The sequence below is a fragment of the Chromobacterium sp. HL1 genome (assembly GCF_057418835.1).
In genome coordinates, this window is record NZ_CP162399.1 from 2,305,742 (window position 1) to 2,326,887 (window position 21,146).

Sequence of the window (21,146 nt, forward strand, 5' to 3'; positions counted from 1 at the left end):
TCAAAACACAAGACCCCCGCCCCGCCCGTCAACAAAGGAGAAACACCATGGAACGCGCCGAAATCGACGCCCTGCTGCAACGCTTCGACCAGCCCGCCAGCGAGCAGGCCAACCCGCGCACCCGCGCCATCGTCAACCGCTTGATGCGCGATCTGTGCTACGCGATCGAGGATTTCGACATCCAGCCGTCGGAGTTCTGGAGCGCGGTGGGGCTGCTGGCCGACGCCGGCCGCAGCGGCGAGCTAGGCCTGATCGTGCCCGGGCTCGGGCTGGAACACTTCCTGGACCTGCGCGCCGACGAGGCCGAACGCAAGGCCGGCTTGCTCGGCGGCACGCCGCGCACCATAGAGGGGCCGCTCTACGTGGCCGGCGCGCCGCTGTGCGAATGCGAGGCGCGGCTGGACGACGGCAAGGACGACGGCGAGCCCTTGTTCATGCGCGGCCAGGTGCTGGACAGCGCCGGCCAGCCGGTGCCGCACGCGCTGGTGGAGGTGTGGCACGCCAACAGCCTGGGCAATTACTCCTACTTCGACCAGACCCAGAGCGATTTCAACCTGCGCCGCAGCATCCGCACCGATGAGCAAGGCCGCTACCGCTTCCGCAGCATCATGCCCTGTGGCTACAGCGTGCCGCCGGACGGCGCCACCGACCGGCTGCTGCGGCAATTGGGCCGTCACGGCCACCGTCCGGCCCACGTTCACTTCTTCGTGTCCGCGCCGGGCTTCCGCAAGCTGACCACCCAGATCAACATCCAGGACGATCCGCATCTGTGGGACGACTTCGCCTTCGGCTCCCGCGAAGGACTGGTGCCGGAGATTCAACGCGTCAGCGCGCCGGAGGAACTGCGCCAGAGCGGCGTGGGCAAGCCTTTCGCCCGCATCGAGTTCAACTTCACCCTGCACCGCGCAGCGGCTCCGGCCCCCTCCACCGAGGTCAGCCGCGCCCGCGCCCAGGCCTGATGGACTAACTGAAACCGCGGCCCGCCGCCCGGCGCGGCGGGTCCGTTGGAACGCAGAGAGGGACATTACGATGAGCACAACCTTCCGCACCACGGCGCAATGGCGCAGCTTCGTCGGCGGCTGCCTGGACTTTCGCCCGGACGACGGCGTCTACCGCATCGCCCGCGACATGTTCACCGACGCGCAGCTGTTCGAGCTGGAGATGGAGCTGATCTTCGAGAAAGTCTGGATCTACGCCTGTCACGAAAGCGAAATCGCCGAGCCCAACGACTTCATCACCCTGCAGGCCGGCCGCCAGCCGCTGATTGTCAGCCGCGACGCCAACGGCAGCCTGCACGCGCTGGTCAACGCCTGCCAGCACCGCGGCGCCACCCTGGTGCGCCAGTGCAAGGGCAATCAATCCACCTTCACCTGCCCCTTCCACGCCTGGTGCTACAAGAACGACGGCCGCCTGCTCAAGGTCAAGGCCCCGGGCGAATATCCGGCGGACTTCGACAAGGCCGGCCGATCGCTGAAACAGGCGCGCGTCGCCAGCTACAAGGGCTTCGTCTTCGTCAGCCTGGACGCGGACGGCGCGGACGCGCTGGAAGACTATCTGGGCGACGCCAAGGCCTTTTTCGACATGATGGTGGCGCAGTCCCCCAGCGGCGAGCTGGAAGTGCTGCCCGGCAAATCCAGCTACACCTACGACGGCAACTGGAAGCTGCAAAACGAAAACGGCCTGGACGGCTACCACGTCAGCACCGTGCATTACAACTACGTGGCCACGGTGCAGCACCGCCAGGAAGTCAGCCGCCAGCAAGGCGAAGCGCAGGCCGCCACGCTGGACTACAGCAAGCTGGGCGCCGGCGACGCCGCCACCGACGACGGCTGGTTCTCCTTCCCCAACGGCCACAGCGTGCTGTTCAGCGACATGCCCAACCCCGCGGTGCGGCCCGGCTACGCCAGCATCATGCCGCGGCTGGTGGCCGAACACGGCCAGGCCAAGGCGGAATGGATGATGCACCGGCTGCGCAATCTCAACATCTACCCCAGCCTGTTCTTCATGGACCAGATCAGCTCCCAGCTGCGCATCATCCGCCCGCTGGCCTGGAACAAGACCCTGGTGCAAAGCCAATGCCTGGGCGTCAAGGGCGAATCCGCCGCCGACCGCGAAAACCGCATCCGCCAGTTCGAGGACTTCTTCAATGTGTCCGGCATGGGCACGCCGGACGATCTGACCGAGTTCCGCGAGGCCCAGCGCGGCTTTCAGGGGCGGCTGGAGCGCTGGAGCGACATCTCGCGCGGCCACCCGCGCTGGCAGACCGGCGCCACGCCCAATAGCCTGACCCTGGGCATCCGCCCCTGCCTGACCGGGACCGAAATCACCCATGAGGGCCTGTACGTCAACCAGCACAGCGCCTGGCGGCAATTCCTGCTGCAAGGGCTGGAGCGGCGCGCCGCCGTCGAGGGAGCCGAGCAATGAATATCGAACTGCATTATCAGGTGGAGCAGTTTCTCTACCGCCACGCCGAGCGCTGCGACAACCAGGACTGGGACGCCTACCTGGCCGATTACGCGCCGGACTGCGAATACCACGTGCCGCAATGGGACGCCGAGCATGTGTACACCACCGACCCCAAGCGCGAGATGTCGCTGATCTACTACGCCAGCCGCGCCGGCCTGGAAGACAGGGTATTCCGCATCCGCACCGGCAAATCCGCCGCCTGCAACCCGATGCCGCGCACCTTGCACCAGTTGGCCAATATCCGCGTGGAACGCGGCGCGGACGGGCTGGTGGAGGCGCGCGTCAACTGGGCCACCTTCTACACCCGCTTTGGCGAGACCCACTATTTTTACGGCCGCGCCGCGTACACGCTGGCGCAAAACGGCGACGGCTGGCTGATCCGGCGTCAGCATGTGCTCTTGCTGAACGATACCGTCAACGCGGTGTTGGACTTCTACCATCTTTGAATCGGAAAGCGCCGATATGCATCAAGTGGCTTTGAATTTTCTCGATGGCAGAACGCTATTTCTGGAAGCGCGGCCGGGGGAATTGCTGCTGGACGCCGCGCTGCGCCAGGGCATCAAGATCCCGATGGACTGCCGCGAGGGCGTATGCGCCACCTGCCGCGGCCGCTGCGACCGCGGCGATTACAGCCAGGACTATGTCGACCCCGAGGCGCTGTCCGCGGAGGAATTGGCGGAACGCAGCGTGCTGTCCTGCCAGACCCGGGTGCTGTCGGACGCGGCCTTTTCCTTCGACTTCGACTCCAGCCTGTGCCGCGGCGCGCCGGCCGCCCGTCTCAGCGCCGTGGTCAGCCGGGTGGAGCCGGTGTCGGACAGCTGCGCCGTGCTGTGCCTGGACGCCTCCGCCGCAGCAGGCGCGCTGTCCTTCCTGCCCGGCCAGTACGCCAGGCTGCGCGTGCCCGGCGGCGAGCAGTGGCGCGCCTACTCCTTCGCCCACGCCCCCGGCGCGGACAAGCAGCTGCGCTTTCTGGTGCGGCTGCTGCCGGACGGCGCGATGAGCAATTATCTGCGCGACGGCTGGCGGGCCGGCGACCGCATCGAGCTGGAGGCGCCGCTGGGCAGCTTCTATCTGCGCCACATCGACAAGCCGGTGCTGATGCTGGCCGGCGGCACCGGCCTGTCCGCCTTTCTCGGCATGCTGGATCAATTGGCGGAACAAGGCGGCTGCGGCCAGCCGGTGACGCTGTATTACGGCGTCAACCGCGAAGGCGATCTGTGCGAGCTGCCGCGCTTGCGCGGCCTGGCCGAACGGCTGCCCGGCTTTGTCTGGCATCCGGTGGTGACGGCGCCGGGAGAGAATTGGAGCGGCAAGCGCGGGCTGATCCCGGATCATCTGGACGCGGACGCGCTGCGCGCGCGGGCCGCCGACATCTATCTCTGCGGCCCGCCGCCGATGGTGGACGCGATGCGCGACTGGCTGCGCCGTTACGGCTGCGAGCGCCTCAAGCTCTATCTGGAGAAGTTCGCCGACAGCGGCGGCTAAGCCGTAGTCCATTGAATCCGCTACGCGGATGATGATTTGCATTGCCGGGGCTGCCCGGCGGGCAGGAAGGGGAATTTGCTCGGCCAAATTCCCCTTCACCCCAAAGGCCGCCCTGCAAACCTGGCCTACGGCTTCCCGCCGGTTCCCGTCAGGCCCGAGGCGCGGCTGAACTCGCGATTTGCTAACGTCAAATCGCTCAAACAGGGCAGCCGCTTAAGACCTCGGGCCTGCCACCCGACGGCAGGCTTGAAGGGACCGGGGCACATCGGACAAGTTGCCTCCTGCGTATCCAACAACGCGCTAGCACAACAAAAGATCGCTGCCGGTTCCCAAGTCCAAACTCGCCCTGATCCAGGGCCCGCCTTTATTTACGCATGAAGGGCGCGAAGAAGGCTTCCGGCATTTCCGTGGGGAAGCCCTTGGCGTCGCTGGGGCGCAGGTCGGACATGTCCGGCTGGAAGTCGTAAGTCTTCTGCCGGCGCTGCTGGTCCTGGTGCACCGCCACCTGCTTGTCCACCGCGGACTTGATCGCCGTCATGTGATCCAGCATCTGACGGCCCACGTCCTGCACATTGCCTATCATATTGCTGGCGTTGCTGCCGGAGGCGGTGGACATGCCCGGCACCGAGTTCATGAACGGCTCCGCCATGGAGCCGCCGGCGCTCTGGCCGTACTGGTGGGCGGCGCTGCACGCCTTGAGGATTTCCGCCGGGTTGATCATGTTTTCTGCGGCCTTGGTCATGGTGTTTCCTTTCAGTGGGTCATGGAATGAAGCAAACGGCGGCAATGCTGCCCGGGACCGGCCGCGCCGGCCCCGGAGCCGTTGTCAGCCGCCTTGCGGACAACGGAAGGACTGGATCAGCCCGGACCACAGCGGCGACGGCGAGGACAGCGACTGCCACTCGATGCGCACCGAACCCAGGCTGCCCTGGTACAGACGCTCGCGGCGGTCCGCGGTCCCGCCCACGCCGCGGCCGGCGTCGAAGAAGCGGAACAGCGCCCACGGCCCGTCGTATTGCAGGGTGTTGACCCGGCCGTCCACCGACTTCATCTGCAGCCGTATCGCCAGCTTCTGGCTCTGGCCGTTCCAGTCGATGCGCTGCGGCGTGGTGGCGCCGTGGGCGAAGCGCAGGGTCTGGCCGGCCAGATCCAGTTGCACCTCGGCCAATTGCGGGTCCATGTCCAGGAAGCGCAAGACCGTGGGCACGCGCAAGCGTCCGCCGTCGTCCAGCATCGCGTCGCGGATGCGGCTGGCGCTCTCGTAAGCGCCTATCACGTCCGGGCTCAGCAGCGCCTGCTTGCCGCCGTCCACGCTGCGCGCCTTCCACGGCGCGACCGAGGTGTCGACATAGGCGGCCAGATGCTCGCGGAAATACACCGCCATCGCGCCCTGCGGCGCGAACAGCCGCTCAAAGCCCTCCACGCTGGCGTCCGCGCCGGCGCCGCGGCGGAACGGATAGCGTCCGGTCAGGCCCTGGTCGCAGGCGCTGCGCGTGGCGCCGGCCGCCCCCTTGTTGAGCACCGCCTGGGTCTGGCTGGAAGTGGCGGCGCTGCCGTTGTTGATCAGGTCCAGCATGATGCCGCGCACCGGCTCCGGCTGCAGGCCGGCGTCGCCGCGCAGCTTGGTGAACACATCGTATTGCGCCGGCAGCACCTGGCCGGTTTGCAGCGCGCCGTTGACCAGGCCCAGCTGGCGGTACAGCGAATCGAACAGCCGCGCCAGCGGATTGCTGCCGCTGTTGTCGTTCCTCTCCAATTGCTTGGCGATCTGGCGCAAGGCCTGGAAGTGCTCCTCCACCGCGTGTTCCGGCAGCAAGGTGGTCCGGTAGCGCTCGCCGTTGATCTCGCCCACCAGCGAGCGGCGGCTTTTCTCCAGCCGCGCCTTCTGGCGGTCTATCCAGCTGTCCATGCCGCCGTCGTAGTTGCCGGTCAGCATGGTTTCGCGTCCGGCGAAGCGCAGCAGATTGGCCAGCGGGGACTGCGAGTTCATCATCGACGCCGCCAGTTGCGCGGCGTCGTCGAGGCCGGTGACGGAGCGCACGCTGACATTGGCCAGAAAGCTTTGCCAGGCGGTGATGTAGTCCTGCAGATACTGGTTGCGGGCGCTGTCGGCCAGCTTCTGCACCAGGCTGTCGATTTCAAAGCCGTTGCCGCGCAGCGGTTCGTTGCGCAGCACCCAGCTCTGCTCCTCCAGCATGGCGCGGGCGCTGGTCTCCAGCCGCGGCAGGAAGGCGTCGACATAGCCGGCGCGGGTGTACCAGCCGGAAACGGCGCTGTCGGTGTCCGGCACGTTGTTGCGCATGCGCAAGCTCATCGCGGAGCCGAAGCCGGCCGCGCGCGCCAGCGAGATGTCCTGAATCTGCGCCGGCAGGCCCTGCTCCCGCACATGGTTGAGCACCCGGGTCACCACCGGAATCTGCGAGGCGCGGGCGCGGGCCGTCTGCACCAGATTGGCGTCCTCCGGCGCCGCCGGCAGGCCGGGCAGCGCGATCAGCGCGCGCGCGTCGGCGATCAGCATGCGCCGGTCCTCGTCGTTGTACTGGCCTTCGGACAACGCCTCCCAGCGCCCGGCGATCCAGCGCTCCACCGCGTCGGCGGAGCGGTATTGCGGCCGGCACAACATCAAGTAAACCTTGAGCGTCAGGAAGATGTCGCCGGGGCTGCCCTCGGTCTGCGCCAGCAAGGTGCGTTTCACCTCGTTGTACAGCTCCGGCATCAGCGTTTTCTGCAGATGGCGGTGATAGGTGGCGGTGGCGGTTTCGGCCACGCGGCGGTGCTCGAAATACGGGGTTCTCATCCCGCGCTCGGCGCTTTCCGCCTGAGCCTGGGCGTAACGCATCTGCGCGGCCACCGCCAGCAGCGGCGATCCGGCGCTGGGCGCGCTGCCGGCCTGTTCCCGCGCCAGCGTCTTGCCCTCGCTGAACTGGGCCCAGACGTATTCCAGATAGTTGCGCTCGGCGAAATAGCCCCAGGCCACCCAGACCAGCAGGCCCAGCGCCAAGGCCGGCAAGGCCGCCCAGCGCAGCGCGTTCAGCAGGCGGCGCTTGCGCGAGGGCGGCGCGGGCGGGGCCGGCCGTTCCCGCGCCTGGCGCTCGGCCGCGGTCAGGTTCTGCTCCATCAACTGCCGTTCCACCGCCACCTGGCGCAGCAAGGGCGTCCACAGCTCGCCCAGCGGCCGCGTCGCCGGTTCCGGTCCGTCGATTTCGATGTCGGCCACTTCCGCCACCGAGCCCAGCCACAGGCCGCGCAGATGAGCCGCGTCCTCGTCGCCGTCGCGGGCGAACAGCGGCGGCAGCAGGCCCTGCAAGGCCTGGCGCAGCCGGCCCAGCGCCTCCACGAAGCGCAGCTGGGCGTGGTTGGCCTCCACCTCGCCGGCCAGGGGCGCGGCGAACTGCACCTGGCGCTGCACTCTTTGCTCCAGACTGTGCAAGGCCGGCGCCCAGGCGCCGGCGGCGTCCGCGCCAGCTTCCAGCGGCAGCGGGAAGCCGATGCCGCGCGCCCAACGCTCCGGCCGCATCTGGTTCAGCATCGCCAGCGCGCCGTCCAGCCGGTCCGCCCCGGTCAGGGCCAGGTAAACATTGGGGGTGCGGCCCAGGCCGTCGCGCAGCTTGAGCAGGCGCTGGCGCAAGGTGGCGGCCATTTGCTGACGGCGTTTGGACGCCATCGCGATCAAATCGTCGCCGCCCACGCACAGCACCACGCCGCTGACGCTGACCTTATCGCGCAGGGCCGCCAAGCCGGCCAGCAGCTTGTCCCAGGCGGCGGAGGCCTCCTGGTCGTAGCCTTCGCCGACATTCCACTGGCCCTGGGTGTCCAGCCACACCGCGTCCGAAGACAGGCGGAAATCCAGGCCCAGGCCCTGCCCTATCGCCGTCGCCGGCGCCGCGCCGTCGCGCAGCGTCCAGGACAGCAGGCTGCTTTTGCCGCTGCCGGCGGCGCCCAAGAGCAGATAGCACGGCAGCGGCGCGCCGCCGCGGCGGCTCAGCTGGCGTTCCAGTTGCTGCAAGGTGTCGCTGATATAGTCCGGCGGGCCGGGGTCCGGCTCCGGTTCCGGCGCGGGCTTGGGCGCGCGTCGGAAGGCGCGCGGCGCGGCGGTCAGCCGGCCCCACAGCCAGCTCAGCAGCGGCCAAAAGCCCCAGATCAGCGCCGCCGCCACCAGGATGTGCCGCAGCAAGGCCCAGCCCAGCGGCCGGTAGACGCCGATGGAGATCAGCGGGCCTATCCACCAGATCGCCAGCGCGATCAAAAGCGCGATCAAGACGCGCATGCTTTGCCGGATCATGGTTGTTGCTCCTTATAGCCGGGCTCCAGCGGGCTGGGGCCGTTGGCGATGCCGACGCCCGGGGCCAACGCCAGCGGGGCCGGCGTCTGAGCGCTTTGACCGGGCGACGGGACGGCGGCCGCCGCGCCCTTGGCCGCGTCCGCCACTTTCCACAACACGTCGACGCGACGGTTGCGCTCATAGGCGGCCGGTGTCTGCGCCGCGTCCAGCGGCGCGCTGTCGCCGCGGCCGGAGGAATCGATGCGCCGCGCCACCGCGTTGTCGGGCGCTTGCGCGCCGCCGGGAATCGCCGTCTGGCGCAGGGTGTCCGCCACCGAGCGCGCACGCGCCTCGGACAGGCGCTGATTGCTGGGGAAGGCGCTGGTCTGGATCGGCTGGCGGTCGGTATGGCCTATCACCTCCAGATCGCCCGGCCACGGCGCGAAAGCCTGGCCCAGCCGTTCGATGTTTTTCTGGAAGGAAGCCCTCACCTCGGCCTTGCCCACGTCGAAGGCGCCGTCGCTGCGGAAGACCAGCAGCCAGCCTTGCGGGTGCTTATAGGCCACCAGCCAGCCTTCGGACAGCAGCTGCGGCAGCGGCGGCGGCAAGGTGGTGGCCAGATTGATGCTGCGCAAGGGCGGGGTCCAGGCCGCCAGCGCTTCGCGTATCGGCCGGCCCAGCAAGTCCAGGCTGATATTGGCCGCGCCGTAGGCCAGCGCCACCACGCCCAGCGCGATGGCGCCGCCGCGCAGCGGGGTCAGCCAGCGCTGGCGCGGCGGGGCTTCGGGTTCCGGCGGCGGCGGCGGGGGCGGCGGCGCGATCAATTCCGCGCCCAGCGGCTCCGGTTCCCGCTGGCGCCAGATCGCCGCGTGCAGCTGCGAGCGCAAGTCCTGCAGCAGCGCCTCGCCGCGATCCAGCACCCGGTAACGGCCTTGCCAGCCCAGGGCCAGCACCAGTTCGTACAGCTCCAGCAAGGGGGTGGGCGACGGCTCGTGGCGCAGCCAGCGCTGCAGGTCGGCGAAGGCGTCTTCCCCGCCCCAGGCGTCGTCGTGGAACTCCACCAGCAGGCTGCGCTCGCCGTCGTAGGGCTGCTGGCCGGCGCCGCGCGCCGCGTCGTTGCAGACCTCGTCCAGATAGGTGCACAGCAGGTAGGAGGCGTCCTGGGCCTGTTGCCACTCGCAGCCGGAGGCCGCCAGGCGTTCGCGGTAGAGCTTGAGTTCCAGGCCCAGCTGGGCGCGGATCTGCGCCTGGCTCTCCGCCGCGCCGCCTTGCAGCCGCTGCAATTGCAGCACCGCCGGCAAGGCGTGGGAGATGAAGGGATTGTCCCATTGCGCCTGTTGCAGGCCGGCCTTGAGCAGGCCGCCGCGCGCGCCGGAGCGCTGATAGATCACCGGCACGTCGTCGGGCTCGGCCTGCGCCCTGCCCGCGCCCGCCGTCGGCGGCGCGGCGGGCGGCAGCGCCAGCGGCAAGGCGTCCAGCGTCTCAGGCTCCGGCTGGGCGTCCAGCGTGGACACTTGCTGGCCCGGCATCAGCAGCGGCAGGTTTTCCAGCCGGCTGCGCATCGCGCCTTCCAGCATGCCGCTGTTCAGGTGCGCGGTGGAGGCCCGGCGAAAGATGGAGGAAAAATTATGCAGCAGATTCATTTAGGTTCACTCTTTCGGCTATTGGGTTTTGAACCTGTTTACGAGCTTGCGAGCTAAGGCGAGACAAGGCGAAAACGGCTGAGAAAGCGGAATGTACGGTTGGTACATGAGCATTTCGAAGACGTTTTCAACGCCGTATCGCCGACGCGCAGCCGATCGTAAACAGGTTCTAAGCGACCTTGCCTTCGCGCAACCCCCAGGCCTCAAACCTCAAGTCCTGGAAGTCCCCGACGATGCGCAGCGCCAGCGCCGAGCCGGCGAAGGCCTGCGCCCAGAACGGGTCGCTGGATTCCACTTCGAAATACACGCTCTGCGCGTAGTACGGCACCTGGCGCGGCGGATTGGGCGCGGGGATCAGGCGCGCGCCCGGCAATTGCAGGTCCACCAGTTTCTGGATCTGCTCCACCGCGCCCAGCTTGGCCTGCTGCGGCAGCAATTGGCGCAGCTTGTCCGCCGGCATCGCCGCGGAGAAGGCGAACACCATCTTCTGCAGCTTCCACTGGCGGTCCACCACGCAGACGTGGACCTGGTCGCCGCGGTCCTCGAACTTCAGCGGCAGCACCGGGGTTTCGATCACCCTGGCCAGCGCGTAGCGCAAGGTGGCCGCCAGCGGTTCGAACCCGGCTTGCAGGTCGTTGTGCTGATAGACGAACTGCCGCTCGGCCAGGGCCTCGTCCACGCCGGGCAGCACGCTGAGGCGGCCCAACAGGCCGATCAGCTCCTGGAACAACAAGGCCGGCGGCAACGGGTCGAAGGCGTCCAGGTGGGCCAGCCGCATCCGGTATTCGGCGATGCCCTGGCGCAGCATCAGCTCCACCAGATCGGCCAGGCCGCCGCCGGCGGACAGCAGGCGCAAGCCGGCGCTGCCGGCCAGCCGCACTTGCAGCGTGCTTTGCAATTCCTCGATCAGCGCGCGCAGCGTCTGGTGGGCGCGGCTGTCCAGCAGCGGCGGGATGAAGCGCGGGTCCAGCAGCAGGGTCAGCGCGCTGCTGCGCCCGGCCACCCGGGCGAAGGGCAAGGCGGTTTCATCGGCGCGCAATTGCGATTGCCAGCACAGCCGCGTCATCATGCGGCCGGTTTCCAGCGTCAGCCGCCGCGGCGAGCCCGGCGCGTCCAGGCCCACGCTAAGATCGGGCACTTCGGTGGCGGCGGCGTGGTAGCGCGCGGCGGCCGGCGCGTCGCCGAAGGCCATTTCCGGGCCGCCGCAGCCGGCGGCCGGCAAAGCCAGGCAGGCGATGTCGCCGGCCTGGGCCTCCGAGGTGTCCAGCGGCGCCGGCAAGGGGTCGTGCGCCGGCAGCGCGAACGGGGTGCCGTCCGGCAGCACGCCTTCGGCGGCGCGCAGGCCCAGCCGGCCCAGGCCCAGGCCGTCGCTGTCCACGTCCAGCCGGGAAAAGCCCCAGCCGTGGTTGGAAGTCTGGCGCATCCGCAGGCCGAACTGATGGGCCAGATGGCGTTCCTGCTGCTGAAAATGCTGGGTTTCTATCAACATGCCGTCGCTCCAGGCGACGGGTCCTACCGGCAAAGCGCTCATGGGCTTTCCTCCAGATGGGCGATGGGCGCCTTGCGCGTTTTGCGCCAAGGCTTGCGGCCGGGCTTGGCCGGCGGCGGCGACGCGGCGGGCGCCGCCGCGGAGGCGTCCGCCGGCAAGGGGGCGGGCCGCAGCGCGTCGACGATGCGGCTGCGCTCCAGCAGCACCGCCAGATGGATCAGCTGGCGGCCGTCCACCCGGATGCGCAGCGGCGCGTAGCCGGGCGGCTTGCTGGCAAAGTCCGCGTCCGCCAGCAGCCAGACCGGGTCCGAGCCGGAGGCCGGCAGCAGCACTTGCTGCACCTGATTGGGCGCCACCACGTGGCGGGATTCGGCCGCCACTTCGCGGCCGCGCTGGGCGCAGCTGGAATCCTCCAGCCCGGCCGGCGGCAGCCAGTTGGCCTCCCGCACCACGTACAGGCAGACCTGCACCGGCCGCGGACCGCCGCCGCTGTTGTTCAGCTGGCCGCCGCCCACCAGGGTGACGTGCAGCTGGCGCGGCCCCTCGTCGCTCCGCGAGGAGAACAGCGAGGAGCAGCCCGCCAGGCCGGCCAGCGCGCACAGCAGCAGCGCGCGCCGGACAAAGGAGAAGGAGGTCATTAGCTCAAGGTCATGGTGATGGTCTGAGAAGGAGCCACCGTCTGCCCGGCGGTGTTCTGGTTATTGGGCAGATTGGTGTCGGTCAGCCGCGTCTGCGGCGCGCCCTGGATCAGCACCTTGCCGGAGCCGGTCACGTGGCGGGACAGCGCCGCCACGGTGCCGGAAGCCACGCCGCCCATCGAACCGCCCTCGTCGCCGTGGGTCATCGGGATGATGGTGTTGAGGTTGTGCACCGGGCCGCCGGCGTAAATGATGGTCGGCACATTGGGCACCGCCTCCGGCTTGTTGGCGATATTGGCGTAGGTGGACGGAATCCCCAGCGGCGGGGTCTTGCAGACGTCGGAGGCCGCCAGGGCCATGCCGCCCGCGGAACAATTGGCGAACATCGCGATTCTCCTCAAGCTACGTGGATCTGGCCGGCGTCCAGCTTCAACAGCGAAGCCGAACTCAGCGCCGTGCTCTTGGCGTGCAGCCCCATGTGGCGGTCCGCGTGCAGCAGCAGGCTGCCGCAGTGCGCGGCGTCGGTGCCGCCGATATGGGTCTGCCGCTCCTGTGCCGCGGTGGCGATGGCCTGGGCGCGGCTGTTGAGCTGCTGGCCGTTCAGGCTCAGTTCGCCGTCGGCGCACAGATGCAGCTCGGCGGCGTGCAGCTGCACGCTGGCCGCGCCCAGTTCCAGCCGGCAGACGCCGCCCGGCTGCGGGCGCTCCAGCACGGCCAGCACCCAGCACCCCTCTTCCGACGCCGCCAATTGCACCAGATCGCCGCGCTGCGGCCTCACCAGGCAGCTGAAGGCGGCGCGCGCCTGGCGCAGCGCGCCGGTCGGCAGCCGGACCAGCCATTCGCCGTCTCCCTCGCCTTGCGCGCACACCCGCGCCGGCAGCCATTCCTGGCTGGGGCGCGGCGTCGGCGCGGCCACGCGCAGCGCGCGCAGCACCGGATCGGATTCGGCCGGGATTTCAGCCCAGGCCAGGGCGCTCTCTTGCATCCATGTCATCATGCGGCTCCTCTAGGTCCGGGCTGCGCCTGTTGCCGCCAGGCCCGGTCTTGCTCAAGTTTGCTATCGTCGAACAGCGCGCCGGCGGTGTCCGCCGCGCTCCATGCGCCGCGCGGCTGGCCTATCAGCCTGCCGCCGCGGCAATCGCAGCCGGACAGCTTCACCGACTGCAGCGCGGCGCCGCTGGCGTCCAGCCCGCGCAAATTGGCGCCGGACAGATTGACCTGTTCCAGCCGCGCCTGCCGCAGCGACAGCCGCGGCGCGCTCAATTGCTCGAAGGCGCAGTCCTCCAGCCGCGCGCCGTCGAACAGGGCCTGCTCCAGATCGGCCTCGCGCGCTTGCACCCGCCGCAGCCGGGCCTGGTCGAAACTGGCGCCGGCAAGACGGCTGGCTCGGATGGCGCCGCCATTCCAGACGCTGTGCGACCAGGCCGCCTGGCGCAGCTCGCAGTGGTCCAGCGCCATATGCTCCAGCTCGCAATCTATCCAGCGCGCGTTCAGGCCCCGGCAGGCGCTCAGCGCCACGCGCCGCGCCCGGCTCTGGCCGTGGATGAAGTTGCGCAGCTCCGCGCCTTCCACGCTGAAACCGTCCAGCTGATTGCGGATCCAGGCGCTGTCCGACCAGCGCCCGCCCTGCAACTGCCACTCGCGCAGCCGGCAATCGACGAAGGAGCCGTGCGCGCTGTGCACATCGCTCAGCCGCCAATCGGCCGCGTCCAGCTCCACGCAGGAAAAGTCGCGCTGCCGCCCGCCGCGCCACTGGGCCCCGGACGCGCTCACCCGCTGCCAGCCCACCCGTTCCAGTTCGCATTCGTCCCAAACGCAGTCGATGAACTGGCTGTCGGCGCAGCCCAGCTCGCGCCAGACGCAGCGTTCGAAACGGTTGGCCTCGAAACGGCAGTTGACGAAGCGGACCTCCTCGAAGCGGCACCGCTGCCAGTGAACGCCTTCGAAACGGCAGTCGATGTAGACGGCGCGGTTCAGCGTCGCCGCCGGCGGCGCGTCGAAACGCAGCCCCTCCACCACCGCCGGCAACTGCCCGGCCAGCTCCCGCAAGACCTCCTCTCCCGCCGCGCTCATGGCGCCCTCCTCGGCCAGTCCTGGCGTCCGGTTTCCAGATTGCCTCTCCAGCCGCCGCCGGACGGCGGCCGCATCCAGGCGGTTTTGGCGTCGATCAGATTGCAGCCCTCCATCCGGCTGTCCTCCAGGCTTGCGCCGTAGAACAGCGCGTCCTTCAAGGCGCAGGCCTCGAAGCGGGCGCGCGTCAGATCGGCGTGGGTGGCGTTGAGGCCGTCCAGCGCGCAGCCCCGCCACAGCGAATCCGGCGCCCGCAGCCGCTGAGCGTGCAGTTGCGGGCAGGCGCAGTGCTCCATCCGCAGCTGCGCCGCGTCCAGCTCCTGCCAGCTGCACGACAGCAGTTCGCAGTCTTCCAGCCGCGCCTGGCGCAGCGAGCTGCCGTGCGACACCACGCCGAAGCGTTGCTGGCAGCGCTGCCAGACGCTGGCGGACAGATCGGTGTCCAGCGCGCTGAACTTCAGCAGCCGGCATTGCCGCCAGCCGCTGCGCGGCAGCTGGCATTCCACCAGCCCCAGGCCGTCGGCCTGCAGGCCGGTGAAGCGCCAGTCCTCGGCGCGCACCCGGCACCAATTGACCTGATCCCAGCGCAGCTGGCCGATCCGGCCGCCGGCGCCGCCCTCGCCCTGCACGGTGACCGCGCGCCAGGCGCCGCCGTTGACCGCGATGTCGTCCAGCCGGCAATCCTCTATGCCCAGCTGCGCCAGCTCCACGCCGTTCCAGACGCTGGCGCCCAGATTGCAGCGGTTCAAGCCGCCGCCGCTCCAGCGCACCGCTTCCAGCACGGCGCCGGCCAGCGAGCAATCGACGAACTGCACCTGCTCCAGCCGGCATTGCCGCCAGCGGCCGTGATCCAGCTTGCAGCGTTCGAAGCGGACCTGGTTCAGTTCGCGGCCGTCGATGACCAGGCCGCTCAGATCGGCGTCGCGTATGGTCAGCTCGCTCCAGGGGCCGCGCTCGCTTTGCAGCCGCGCGCGCCAGTCTTCCTCGTCAGCCGCCGCCTGCGGCAGGCCGGCCAAGGCGTTTTCATTGGCGCGGACAAAGGACTGCAGCCGGCTTTGCGCCGCCTGCGCCTCGCGCAAATCCTCGCGGTTCTGTTCCAGCCGCGCGCGGATCTCGGCGCGATCGCGCGGCGGCGGCGCGAAGCGCGGATGGTCGGCGGAGTCCAGGATCTGTTCCCAGACCCAGCCGCGCGCGGGGTCCGGCATCAGCGCGTGATCGGCCAGCAAGAGCGGGTCCTGGTCGTCCAGCCGCGCGCGGCGCTCGGCGAAGGCGGCAAGCTCCGCCGGCCGCTCCGGCTCGGCGGCGTCCTTGAAGCCCAGCGCCAGCCGGCCCACGCTGTCGTCCAGCACGTAATCCAGCGGCAGGAAGCCGTTCCACCACATCACGCCCAGATCCGCGTCCGGCAGCAGCCATACGGTTTGCAGCCTCAGTTCCGGGCGCTCGTCCAGCGGGCCGTCGCCGCGCCCGGCCAGCAGCAGCGGCCGCAGGGCCGGCAAGCGGCCCTGAAGCTCGCCGCCGCGAAAACCGCTGAGCGCGTACGGCGCTTGCGCCGGCCAGCAAGCCTGCTCCGACCATTGGTCCGGCGCCGCCTGCTGGAAGAAGCGCAGATCGGTGGCCGCCGGCCAGCCCATATGGCTGCCGTCCTCCGCCATCGCCTGCGGCGAGCCGGCGAAGCGCGGCTGCCATTGGCGGCGTTCCGGCCAGTCGCTGCCCAGCGGCCCCATCGCCGCCAGCGGCGCCGGGCTCACGCTCAGGCCGCGGACCCGTTGCAAGGGCGGCGCCGCGTGGCGTTGGCCGAAAGGGTTTTCGCCCTGCAGGCCGGCGGCGGCCTGACGCGGGTCCAGCGCCAGGCTGGCCTCGGCGCGGCCGCCGTCCACGCGCGGCCGCGCCCGGCAACTCGCGATCTTGCGCACGCCGCCCAGCTCGGCCTCGGCCAGCCAGTCCAGCGCGCCGGCGCCGGCCGCCGGGCCGCGATAATGCGCGCTGCCCAGCAACAGCCATTCGGCGCGCAGCTTGGGCATGGCCGGCTCGAACAGCGGCAGCGCCGGCTCCGCGGCCTTGATCGCCTCCCAGCACGCGGCCTCGTGCGCCAGGATGAAGGGATCGCTCAGGCGGAAGCCGACGCCGACGCCGACGCGCAACATGGCTTGAGCGCCGATCTGGGTGCGCGACGAGGACACGAGCGCCGCCTGGGGTTTGATATGACGCAAGGGCATCAGCTTTTGACCTCCATGCCGACTTTTTTCAGATCCACGCCGGTGTCCGAGTAGGACGCGCCGGTGTAGGAGTATTTGAAACCGGTGGTGGAGTTGCTGAAGCCGGTGCTGCTGACCTCAGACCCCACCGAACTGATGCTGGAACCGGTGGTGGACATCTTGCTGCCCACCGCCTTGGTCTCGGAACCCGTCATCGAGGTATCGCTGCCCACCAACTTGACCGAAGCGCCGGTGGTGGACACCGAACAGCCGGTGACGCCGACGTCGGACCCGGTGGTGGACATCTTGCTGCCGGTCACGCTGGTGGATGAGCCGGTGGTGGACATCGAGGTGCCGGTGATGCTGACCGAGGAACCGGTGTCCGACATCGAAGTGCCGGTCACGCTCTTGGAGGTGCCGGTCACCGACATCTTGCTGCCGGTGACGCTGGTGGAGGTGCCGGTATAAGAAGACGACACCCCGGTCATGCTTTGCGACATGCCGGTGGCCGACACGCTGGTGCCGGTCATCGAGGTGGAAATGCCGGTCATGCCCTGCGAGGTGCCCGTCACCGAGGTGCGCGTGCCGGTCAGGCTGGTGGACACGCCGGTAAAACCGGTGGACACCCCGGTGAAACCGGTGGAAATGCCGGTGAAGCTGGTGGAGACGCCGGTAAAACCGGTGGACACCCCGGTGAAGCCGGTGGAGACGCCGGTGAAGCTGGTGGACGCCCCGGTGAAACTGGTGGACAGGCCGGTAAAGCTGGTCGATACCCCGGTGAAGCTGACCGACAGGCCGGTGAAGGACACCGACACCCCGGTGAACTTGATCGACGCGCCGGTGACCGAGGTCGACGTGCCTTTCACATCGATGTTCTGGTCCTGGCCCACCGCCTCCGAACTGTTGCGCTCGGTGGTCTGCTGCATGTCCCGCTCGGCGTGCACCATCACCCGCTCCGCGCCGCGCTGGTCGTCGAAGGTGATCTGGCTGGCGTTGCTGTAACGGCCCTGCTTCAAGGAACGCGTGACCAGACCGGTGTAGCGGATGTCCTTGGGCAGGTCGTAAGGCGTCGGATTGTCGCCGTTGTAGACGATGCCGGTGATCATGGGCCGGTCCAGATCGCCATCCACATAGGTGACCAGCACTTCCTGGCCCACCCGCGGCAGCGCCAGCACGCCCCAGCCCTTGCCGGCCCAGGCTTGCGACACCCGGATCCAGCACGAGGCGTCTTCTTCCTGGGTCTTGTAACGGTCCCAGTGGAAGTGCACGCGGATGCGGCCCAGCTTGTCGGTATGCACTTCCGCGTCCACCGGCCCCACCACGGTGGCGCTCTGGATGCCGGGCAGGATGGGCTTGGCCGTCAGCCGCAGCGGGCGGAACGGACGGTCGTCCGCCATCGCCCGGAACACGGCCATCACATTGCGGCCCTGGCCGCTGCTGTCCGGCCCGTCCTGCAAGAAAGTCAGCTGGCTGGCGGTCACGTAGTAGCGGCGGTTGCGCGCCGCGTCCGGGTGGCCGTCCAGCGTGAAGGCGCCGCCGGTGGCCAGGCCGCGGGCGTTGGCGGTGCCGGTGAGCTGGTGGGAATCCGCCTGCAAGGCCTCCAGCCGCAGCCGCGCCAGCCGGTCGCCGCCGGCCTGATCGCTATAGCCGGCGCCGTAGTCGTAATGCTCCAGCCGGATGCCGTCCAGGCTGGCTTGCGCCTCCTGAGCGTCGCTGTCCAGCCGGTTGGACGGCGCGTGGTAGTCGAAGTCGCGCAGCGCAACATTGGTCGGCCGCACCCGCCGCCCGCGTTGCAGCCGCTGCACCCCTTCGCGGCCCGGCACCGGACGGAATTCGTCGCCGTCCGGCAGGAAGCGCAGCAGGCCGTAGCCGGCGGTCAGATCGTCGAAACGCTGGGTGTCGGACAGCACCACCACATGACGCTCCGGCTGGTGCTCGATCCAGAAGTAAATGCCCTCGTCCTCCAGCAGCCGCTTGACGAAGTTGAGGTCGGTCTCCAGGAACTGCACGCAGTATTCGCGCGGCTCGTAAGCGTGCTCCAGCTCGAAACGGAAGTCCGGCCGCTGATGTTCGCCGAAGACCTGCTCGACGATCTGCGGCACCGTCAGCTGCTGGAACACGCGGCAGTTCTGGTTCTCCGCCAGGAAGGACAGCCAGCTGCCCAGCTCCAGCGTATAGGTGTAGCTGTCCTGGGTCTGGCCGCTGTCGTAGCCGCCCAGCACCTGGCAATGGAAAGGCCGGACGCCCTCGTCGCCCAGGTCGATGTCCACCGTCAGCCGCGAGCCGAGCAGCCCGTCCAGGTCCAGCGCCGGGTCGGCGCAGGCGATGTCGAGCTGGTAACTGGGCTCCTGCGACAGGCGCTCGTCCGCCTTGAAGCTCAGCGCGACGCTGTCCGCGTCCAGCAAGGGGCTGTGCAGTTCGATCAAGCGCATCTCCGCTCTCCTTTCCCGTGTCCAAGCCTGCGCCGCGTCATCAGCTTTTCACCTGCATGCCCAGCTTCTTCAAATCCACGCCGGTATCCGAATAGGACGCGCCGGTGTAGGAATAGCTGACCCCGGTGGTGGAGCAGCTGGAGCCGGTGCTGGATACGCTGGAACCGGTGCTGCTGACCGAGGAACCGGTGGTGGACATGCTGGAGCCGGTAACCCCGGTGGACGAGCCGGTGACCGAGACCGACGAGCCGGTGACGCTGGCGGAAGCGCCGGTGGTGGACACCGAGCAACCGGTGACGCTGGCGGACGAGCCGGTGGTGGACATCGAGGTGCCGGTGACGCTGGTGGACGAACCGGTGGTGGACATCGAAGTGCCGGTGATGCTGGTGGACGAGCCGGTGTCCGACATCGAGGTGCCGGTCACGCTCTTGGAGGTGCCGGTGACCGAGGTGCTGGTCCCGGTGACGCTGGTGGAGGTGCCGGTATAAGAGGACGACACCCCGGTCATGCTTTGCGACATGCCGGTGGCCGACACGCTGGTGCCGGTCATCGAGGTGGAAATGCCGGTCATGCTCTGCGAGGTGCCGGTCACCGAGGTGCTGGTGCCGGTCAGGCTGGTGGACACCCCGGTAAAGCTGGTGGACACCCCGGTGAAACCGGTGGAAATGCCGGTGAAGCTGGTGGAGACGCCGGTAAAACCGGTGGACACCCCGGTGAAGCCGGTGGAGACGCCGGTAAAACCGGTGGACACCCCGGTGAAACTGGTGGACAGGCCGGTGAAGCTGGTCGATACCCCGGTGAAGCTGACCGACAGGCCGGTGAAGGACACCGACACCCCGGTGTAGCTGATCGAGGCGCCGGTGACCGAGGTGGACGTGCCCTTGACCGAGGTGTTCTTGTCCTGCCCCACCGCCTCCGAGCTATTGCGCTCGGTGGTCTGCTGCATGTCCCGCTCGGCGTGCACCATCACCCGCTCCGCGCCGCGCTGGTCGTCGAAGGTGATCTGGCTGGCGTTGCTGTAACGGCCCTGCTTCAAGGAACGCGTGACCAGACCGGTGTAGCGGATGTCCTTGGGCAGGTCGTAAGGCGTCGGATTGTCGCCGTTGTAGACGATGCCGGTGATCATGGGCCGGTCCAGATCGCCATCCACATAGGTGACCAGCACTTCCTGGCCCACCCGCGGCAGCGCCAGCACGCCCCAGCCCTTGCCGGCCCAGGCTTGCGACACCCGGATCCAGCACGAGGCGTCTTCTTCCTGGGTCTTGTAACGGTCCCAGTGGAAGTGCACGCGGATGCGGCCCAGCTTGTCGGTATGCACTTCCGCGTCCACCGGCCCCACCACGGTGGCGCTCTGGATGCCGGGCAGGATGGGCTTGGCCGTCAGCCGCAGCGGGCGGAACGGACGGTCGTCCGCCATCGCCCGGAACACGGCCATCACATTGCGGCCCTGGCCGCTGCTGTCCGGCCCGTCCTGCAAGAAAGTCAGCTGGCTGGCGGTCACGTAGTAGCGGCGGTTGCGCGCCGCGTCCGGGTGGCCGTCCAGCGTGAAGGCGCCGCCGGTGGCCAGGCCGCGGGCGTTGGCGGTGCCGGTGAGCTGGTGGGAATCCGCCTGCAAGGCCTCCAGCCGCAGCCGCGCCAGCCGGTCGCCGCCGGCCTGATCGCTATAGCCGGCGCCGTAGTCGTAATGCTCCAGCCGGATGCCGTCCAGGCTGGCTTGCGCCTCCTGAGCGTCGCTGTCCAGCCGGTTGGACGGCGCGTGGTAGTCGAAGTCGCGCAGCGCAACATTGGTCGGCCGCACCCGCCGCCCGCGTTGCAGCCGCTGCACCCCTTCGCGGCCCGGCACCGGACGGAATTCGTCGCCGTCCGGCAGGAAGCGCAGCAGGCCGTAGCCGGCGGTCAGATCGTCGAAACGCTGGGTGTCGGACAGCACCACCACATGACGCTCCGGCTGGTGCTCGATCCAGAAGTAAATGCCCTCGTCCTCCAGCAGCCGCTTGACGAAGTTGAGGTCGGTCTCCAGGAACTGCACGCAGTATTCGCGCGGCTCGTAAGCGTGCTCCAGCTCGAAACGGAAGTCCGGCCGCTGATGTTCGCCGAAGACCTGCTCGACGATCTGCGGCACCGTCAGCTGCTGGAACACGCGGCAGTTCTGGTTCTCCGCCAGGAAGGACAGCCAGCTGCCCAGCTCCAGCGTATAGGTGTAGCTGTCCTGGGTCTGGCCGCTGTCGTAGCCGCCCAGCACCTGGCAATGGAAAGGCCGGACGCCCTCGTCGCCCAGGTCGATGTCCACCGTCAGCCGCGAGCCGAGCAGCCCGTCCAGGTCCAGCGCCGGGTCGGCGCAGGCGATGTCGAGCTGGTAACTGGGCTCCTGCGACAGGCGCTCGTCCGCCTTGAAGCTCAGCGCGACGCTGTCCGCGTCCAGCAAGGGGCTGTGCAGTTCGATCAAGCGCATCTCCGCTCTCCTTTC

Annotated in this window: 15 protein-coding genes; 4 read left to right on the forward strand and 11 right to left on the reverse strand. The window is 69.0% G+C overall.

Annotation, left to right across the window (positions count from 1 at the left end; genetic code table 11):
* Positions 1-47 precede the first annotated feature (47 nt).
* The 4 genes from catA (at position 48) to antC (ending at position 3,951) form a co-directional block, all read left to right on the forward strand.
* Positions 48-959, forward strand: coding sequence for a catechol 1,2-dioxygenase (gene catA, locus AB1Z25_RS10470; RefSeq protein ID WP_486637198.1), 912 nt, complete (start codon positions 48-50; stop codon positions 957-959).
* A 70-nt stretch (positions 960-1,029) separates the two neighbouring features.
* Positions 1,030-2,424 (forward strand): anthranilate 1,2-dioxygenase large subunit, encoded by a 1,395-nt coding sequence (gene antA / locus AB1Z25_RS10475; RefSeq protein ID WP_486637199.1) that lies wholly within the window; start codon positions 1,030-1,032, stop codon positions 2,422-2,424.
* Positions 2,421-2,912, forward strand: coding sequence for an anthranilate 1,2-dioxygenase small subunit (gene antB, locus AB1Z25_RS10480; RefSeq protein WP_486637200.1), 492 nt, complete (start codon positions 2,421-2,423; stop codon positions 2,910-2,912). Before antA ends, antB begins: the two co-directional genes overlap by 4 nt.
* Positions 2,913-2,928: 16 nt before the next feature.
* Entirely contained in the window at positions 2,929-3,951 is a 1,023-nt protein-coding gene (gene antC, locus AB1Z25_RS10485; RefSeq protein WP_486637201.1) for an anthranilate 1,2-dioxygenase electron transfer component AntC, read from the forward strand.
* Positions 3,952-4,315: 364 nt separating this feature from the next.
* On the opposite strand, the gene AB1Z25_RS10490 is transcribed toward antC, so the two are convergent.
* The 11 genes from AB1Z25_RS10490 to AB1Z25_RS10540 form a co-directional block, all read right to left on the reverse strand.
* Positions 4,316-4,693, reverse strand: coding sequence for a DUF6277 family protein (locus tag AB1Z25_RS10490; protein WP_253314353.1), 378 nt, complete (start codon positions 4,691-4,693; stop codon positions 4,316-4,318).
* An 84-nt stretch (positions 4,694-4,777) separates the two neighbouring features.
* Positions 4,778-8,233, reverse strand: coding sequence for a type VI secretion system membrane subunit TssM (tssM, locus tag AB1Z25_RS10495; protein WP_486637202.1), 3,456 nt, complete (start codon positions 8,231-8,233; stop codon positions 4,778-4,780).
* Positions 8,230-9,855, reverse strand: a complete 1,626-nt coding sequence (gene icmH / locus AB1Z25_RS10500; protein WP_486637203.1) for a type IVB secretion system protein IcmH/DotU — start codon at positions 9,853-9,855, stop codon at positions 8,230-8,232. Before icmH ends, tssM begins: the two co-directional genes overlap by 4 nt.
* A 169-nt stretch (positions 9,856-10,024) precedes the next feature.
* Positions 10,025-11,386 (reverse strand): type VI secretion system baseplate subunit TssK, encoded by a 1,362-nt coding sequence (gene tssK, locus AB1Z25_RS10505; protein WP_486637204.1) that lies wholly within the window; start codon positions 11,384-11,386, stop codon positions 10,025-10,027.
* The gene (locus tag AB1Z25_RS10510) at positions 11,383-11,982 is read right to left on the reverse strand and encodes a type VI secretion lipoprotein TssJ (RefSeq protein ID WP_107800057.1); all 600 of its coding nucleotides are present in this window, start codon (positions 11,980-11,982) and stop codon (positions 11,383-11,385) included. Before AB1Z25_RS10510 ends, tssK begins: the two co-directional genes overlap by 4 nt.
* Positions 11,982-12,368 (reverse strand): DUF4150 domain-containing protein, encoded by a 387-nt coding sequence (locus AB1Z25_RS10515; protein ID WP_043593253.1) that lies wholly within the window; start codon positions 12,366-12,368, stop codon positions 11,982-11,984. The genes AB1Z25_RS10510 and AB1Z25_RS10515 overlap by 1 nt, the downstream gene beginning before the upstream one ends.
* An 11-nt stretch (positions 12,369-12,379) precedes the next feature.
* Positions 12,380-12,976 carry a DUF3540 domain-containing protein gene (locus AB1Z25_RS10520; RefSeq protein ID WP_486637205.1) on the reverse strand — a complete coding sequence of 199 codons (597 nt, stop codon included), beginning with the start codon at positions 12,974-12,976 and terminating at the stop codon, positions 12,380-12,382.
* Positions 12,976-14,055 (reverse strand): pentapeptide repeat-containing protein, encoded by a 1,080-nt coding sequence (locus AB1Z25_RS10525; protein WP_486637206.1) that lies wholly within the window; start codon positions 14,053-14,055, stop codon positions 12,976-12,978. The genes AB1Z25_RS10520 and AB1Z25_RS10525 overlap by 1 nt, the downstream gene beginning before the upstream one ends.
* Positions 14,052-16,268 (reverse strand): DUF2169 family type VI secretion system accessory protein, encoded by a 2,217-nt coding sequence (locus AB1Z25_RS10530; RefSeq protein ID WP_227108456.1) that lies wholly within the window; start codon positions 16,266-16,268, stop codon positions 14,052-14,054. The genes AB1Z25_RS10525 and AB1Z25_RS10530 overlap by 4 nt, the downstream gene beginning before the upstream one ends.
* Entirely contained in the window at positions 16,268-18,679 is a 2,412-nt protein-coding gene (locus AB1Z25_RS10535; RefSeq protein WP_486637207.1) for a type VI secretion system Vgr family protein, read from the reverse strand. The genes AB1Z25_RS10530 and AB1Z25_RS10535 overlap by 1 nt, the downstream gene beginning before the upstream one ends.
* 40 nt (positions 18,680-18,719) lie before the next feature.
* Positions 18,720-21,131 (reverse strand): type VI secretion system Vgr family protein, encoded by a 2,412-nt coding sequence (locus AB1Z25_RS10540; protein WP_486637208.1) that lies wholly within the window; start codon positions 21,129-21,131, stop codon positions 18,720-18,722.
* Positions 21,132-21,146 lie beyond the last annotated feature (15 nt).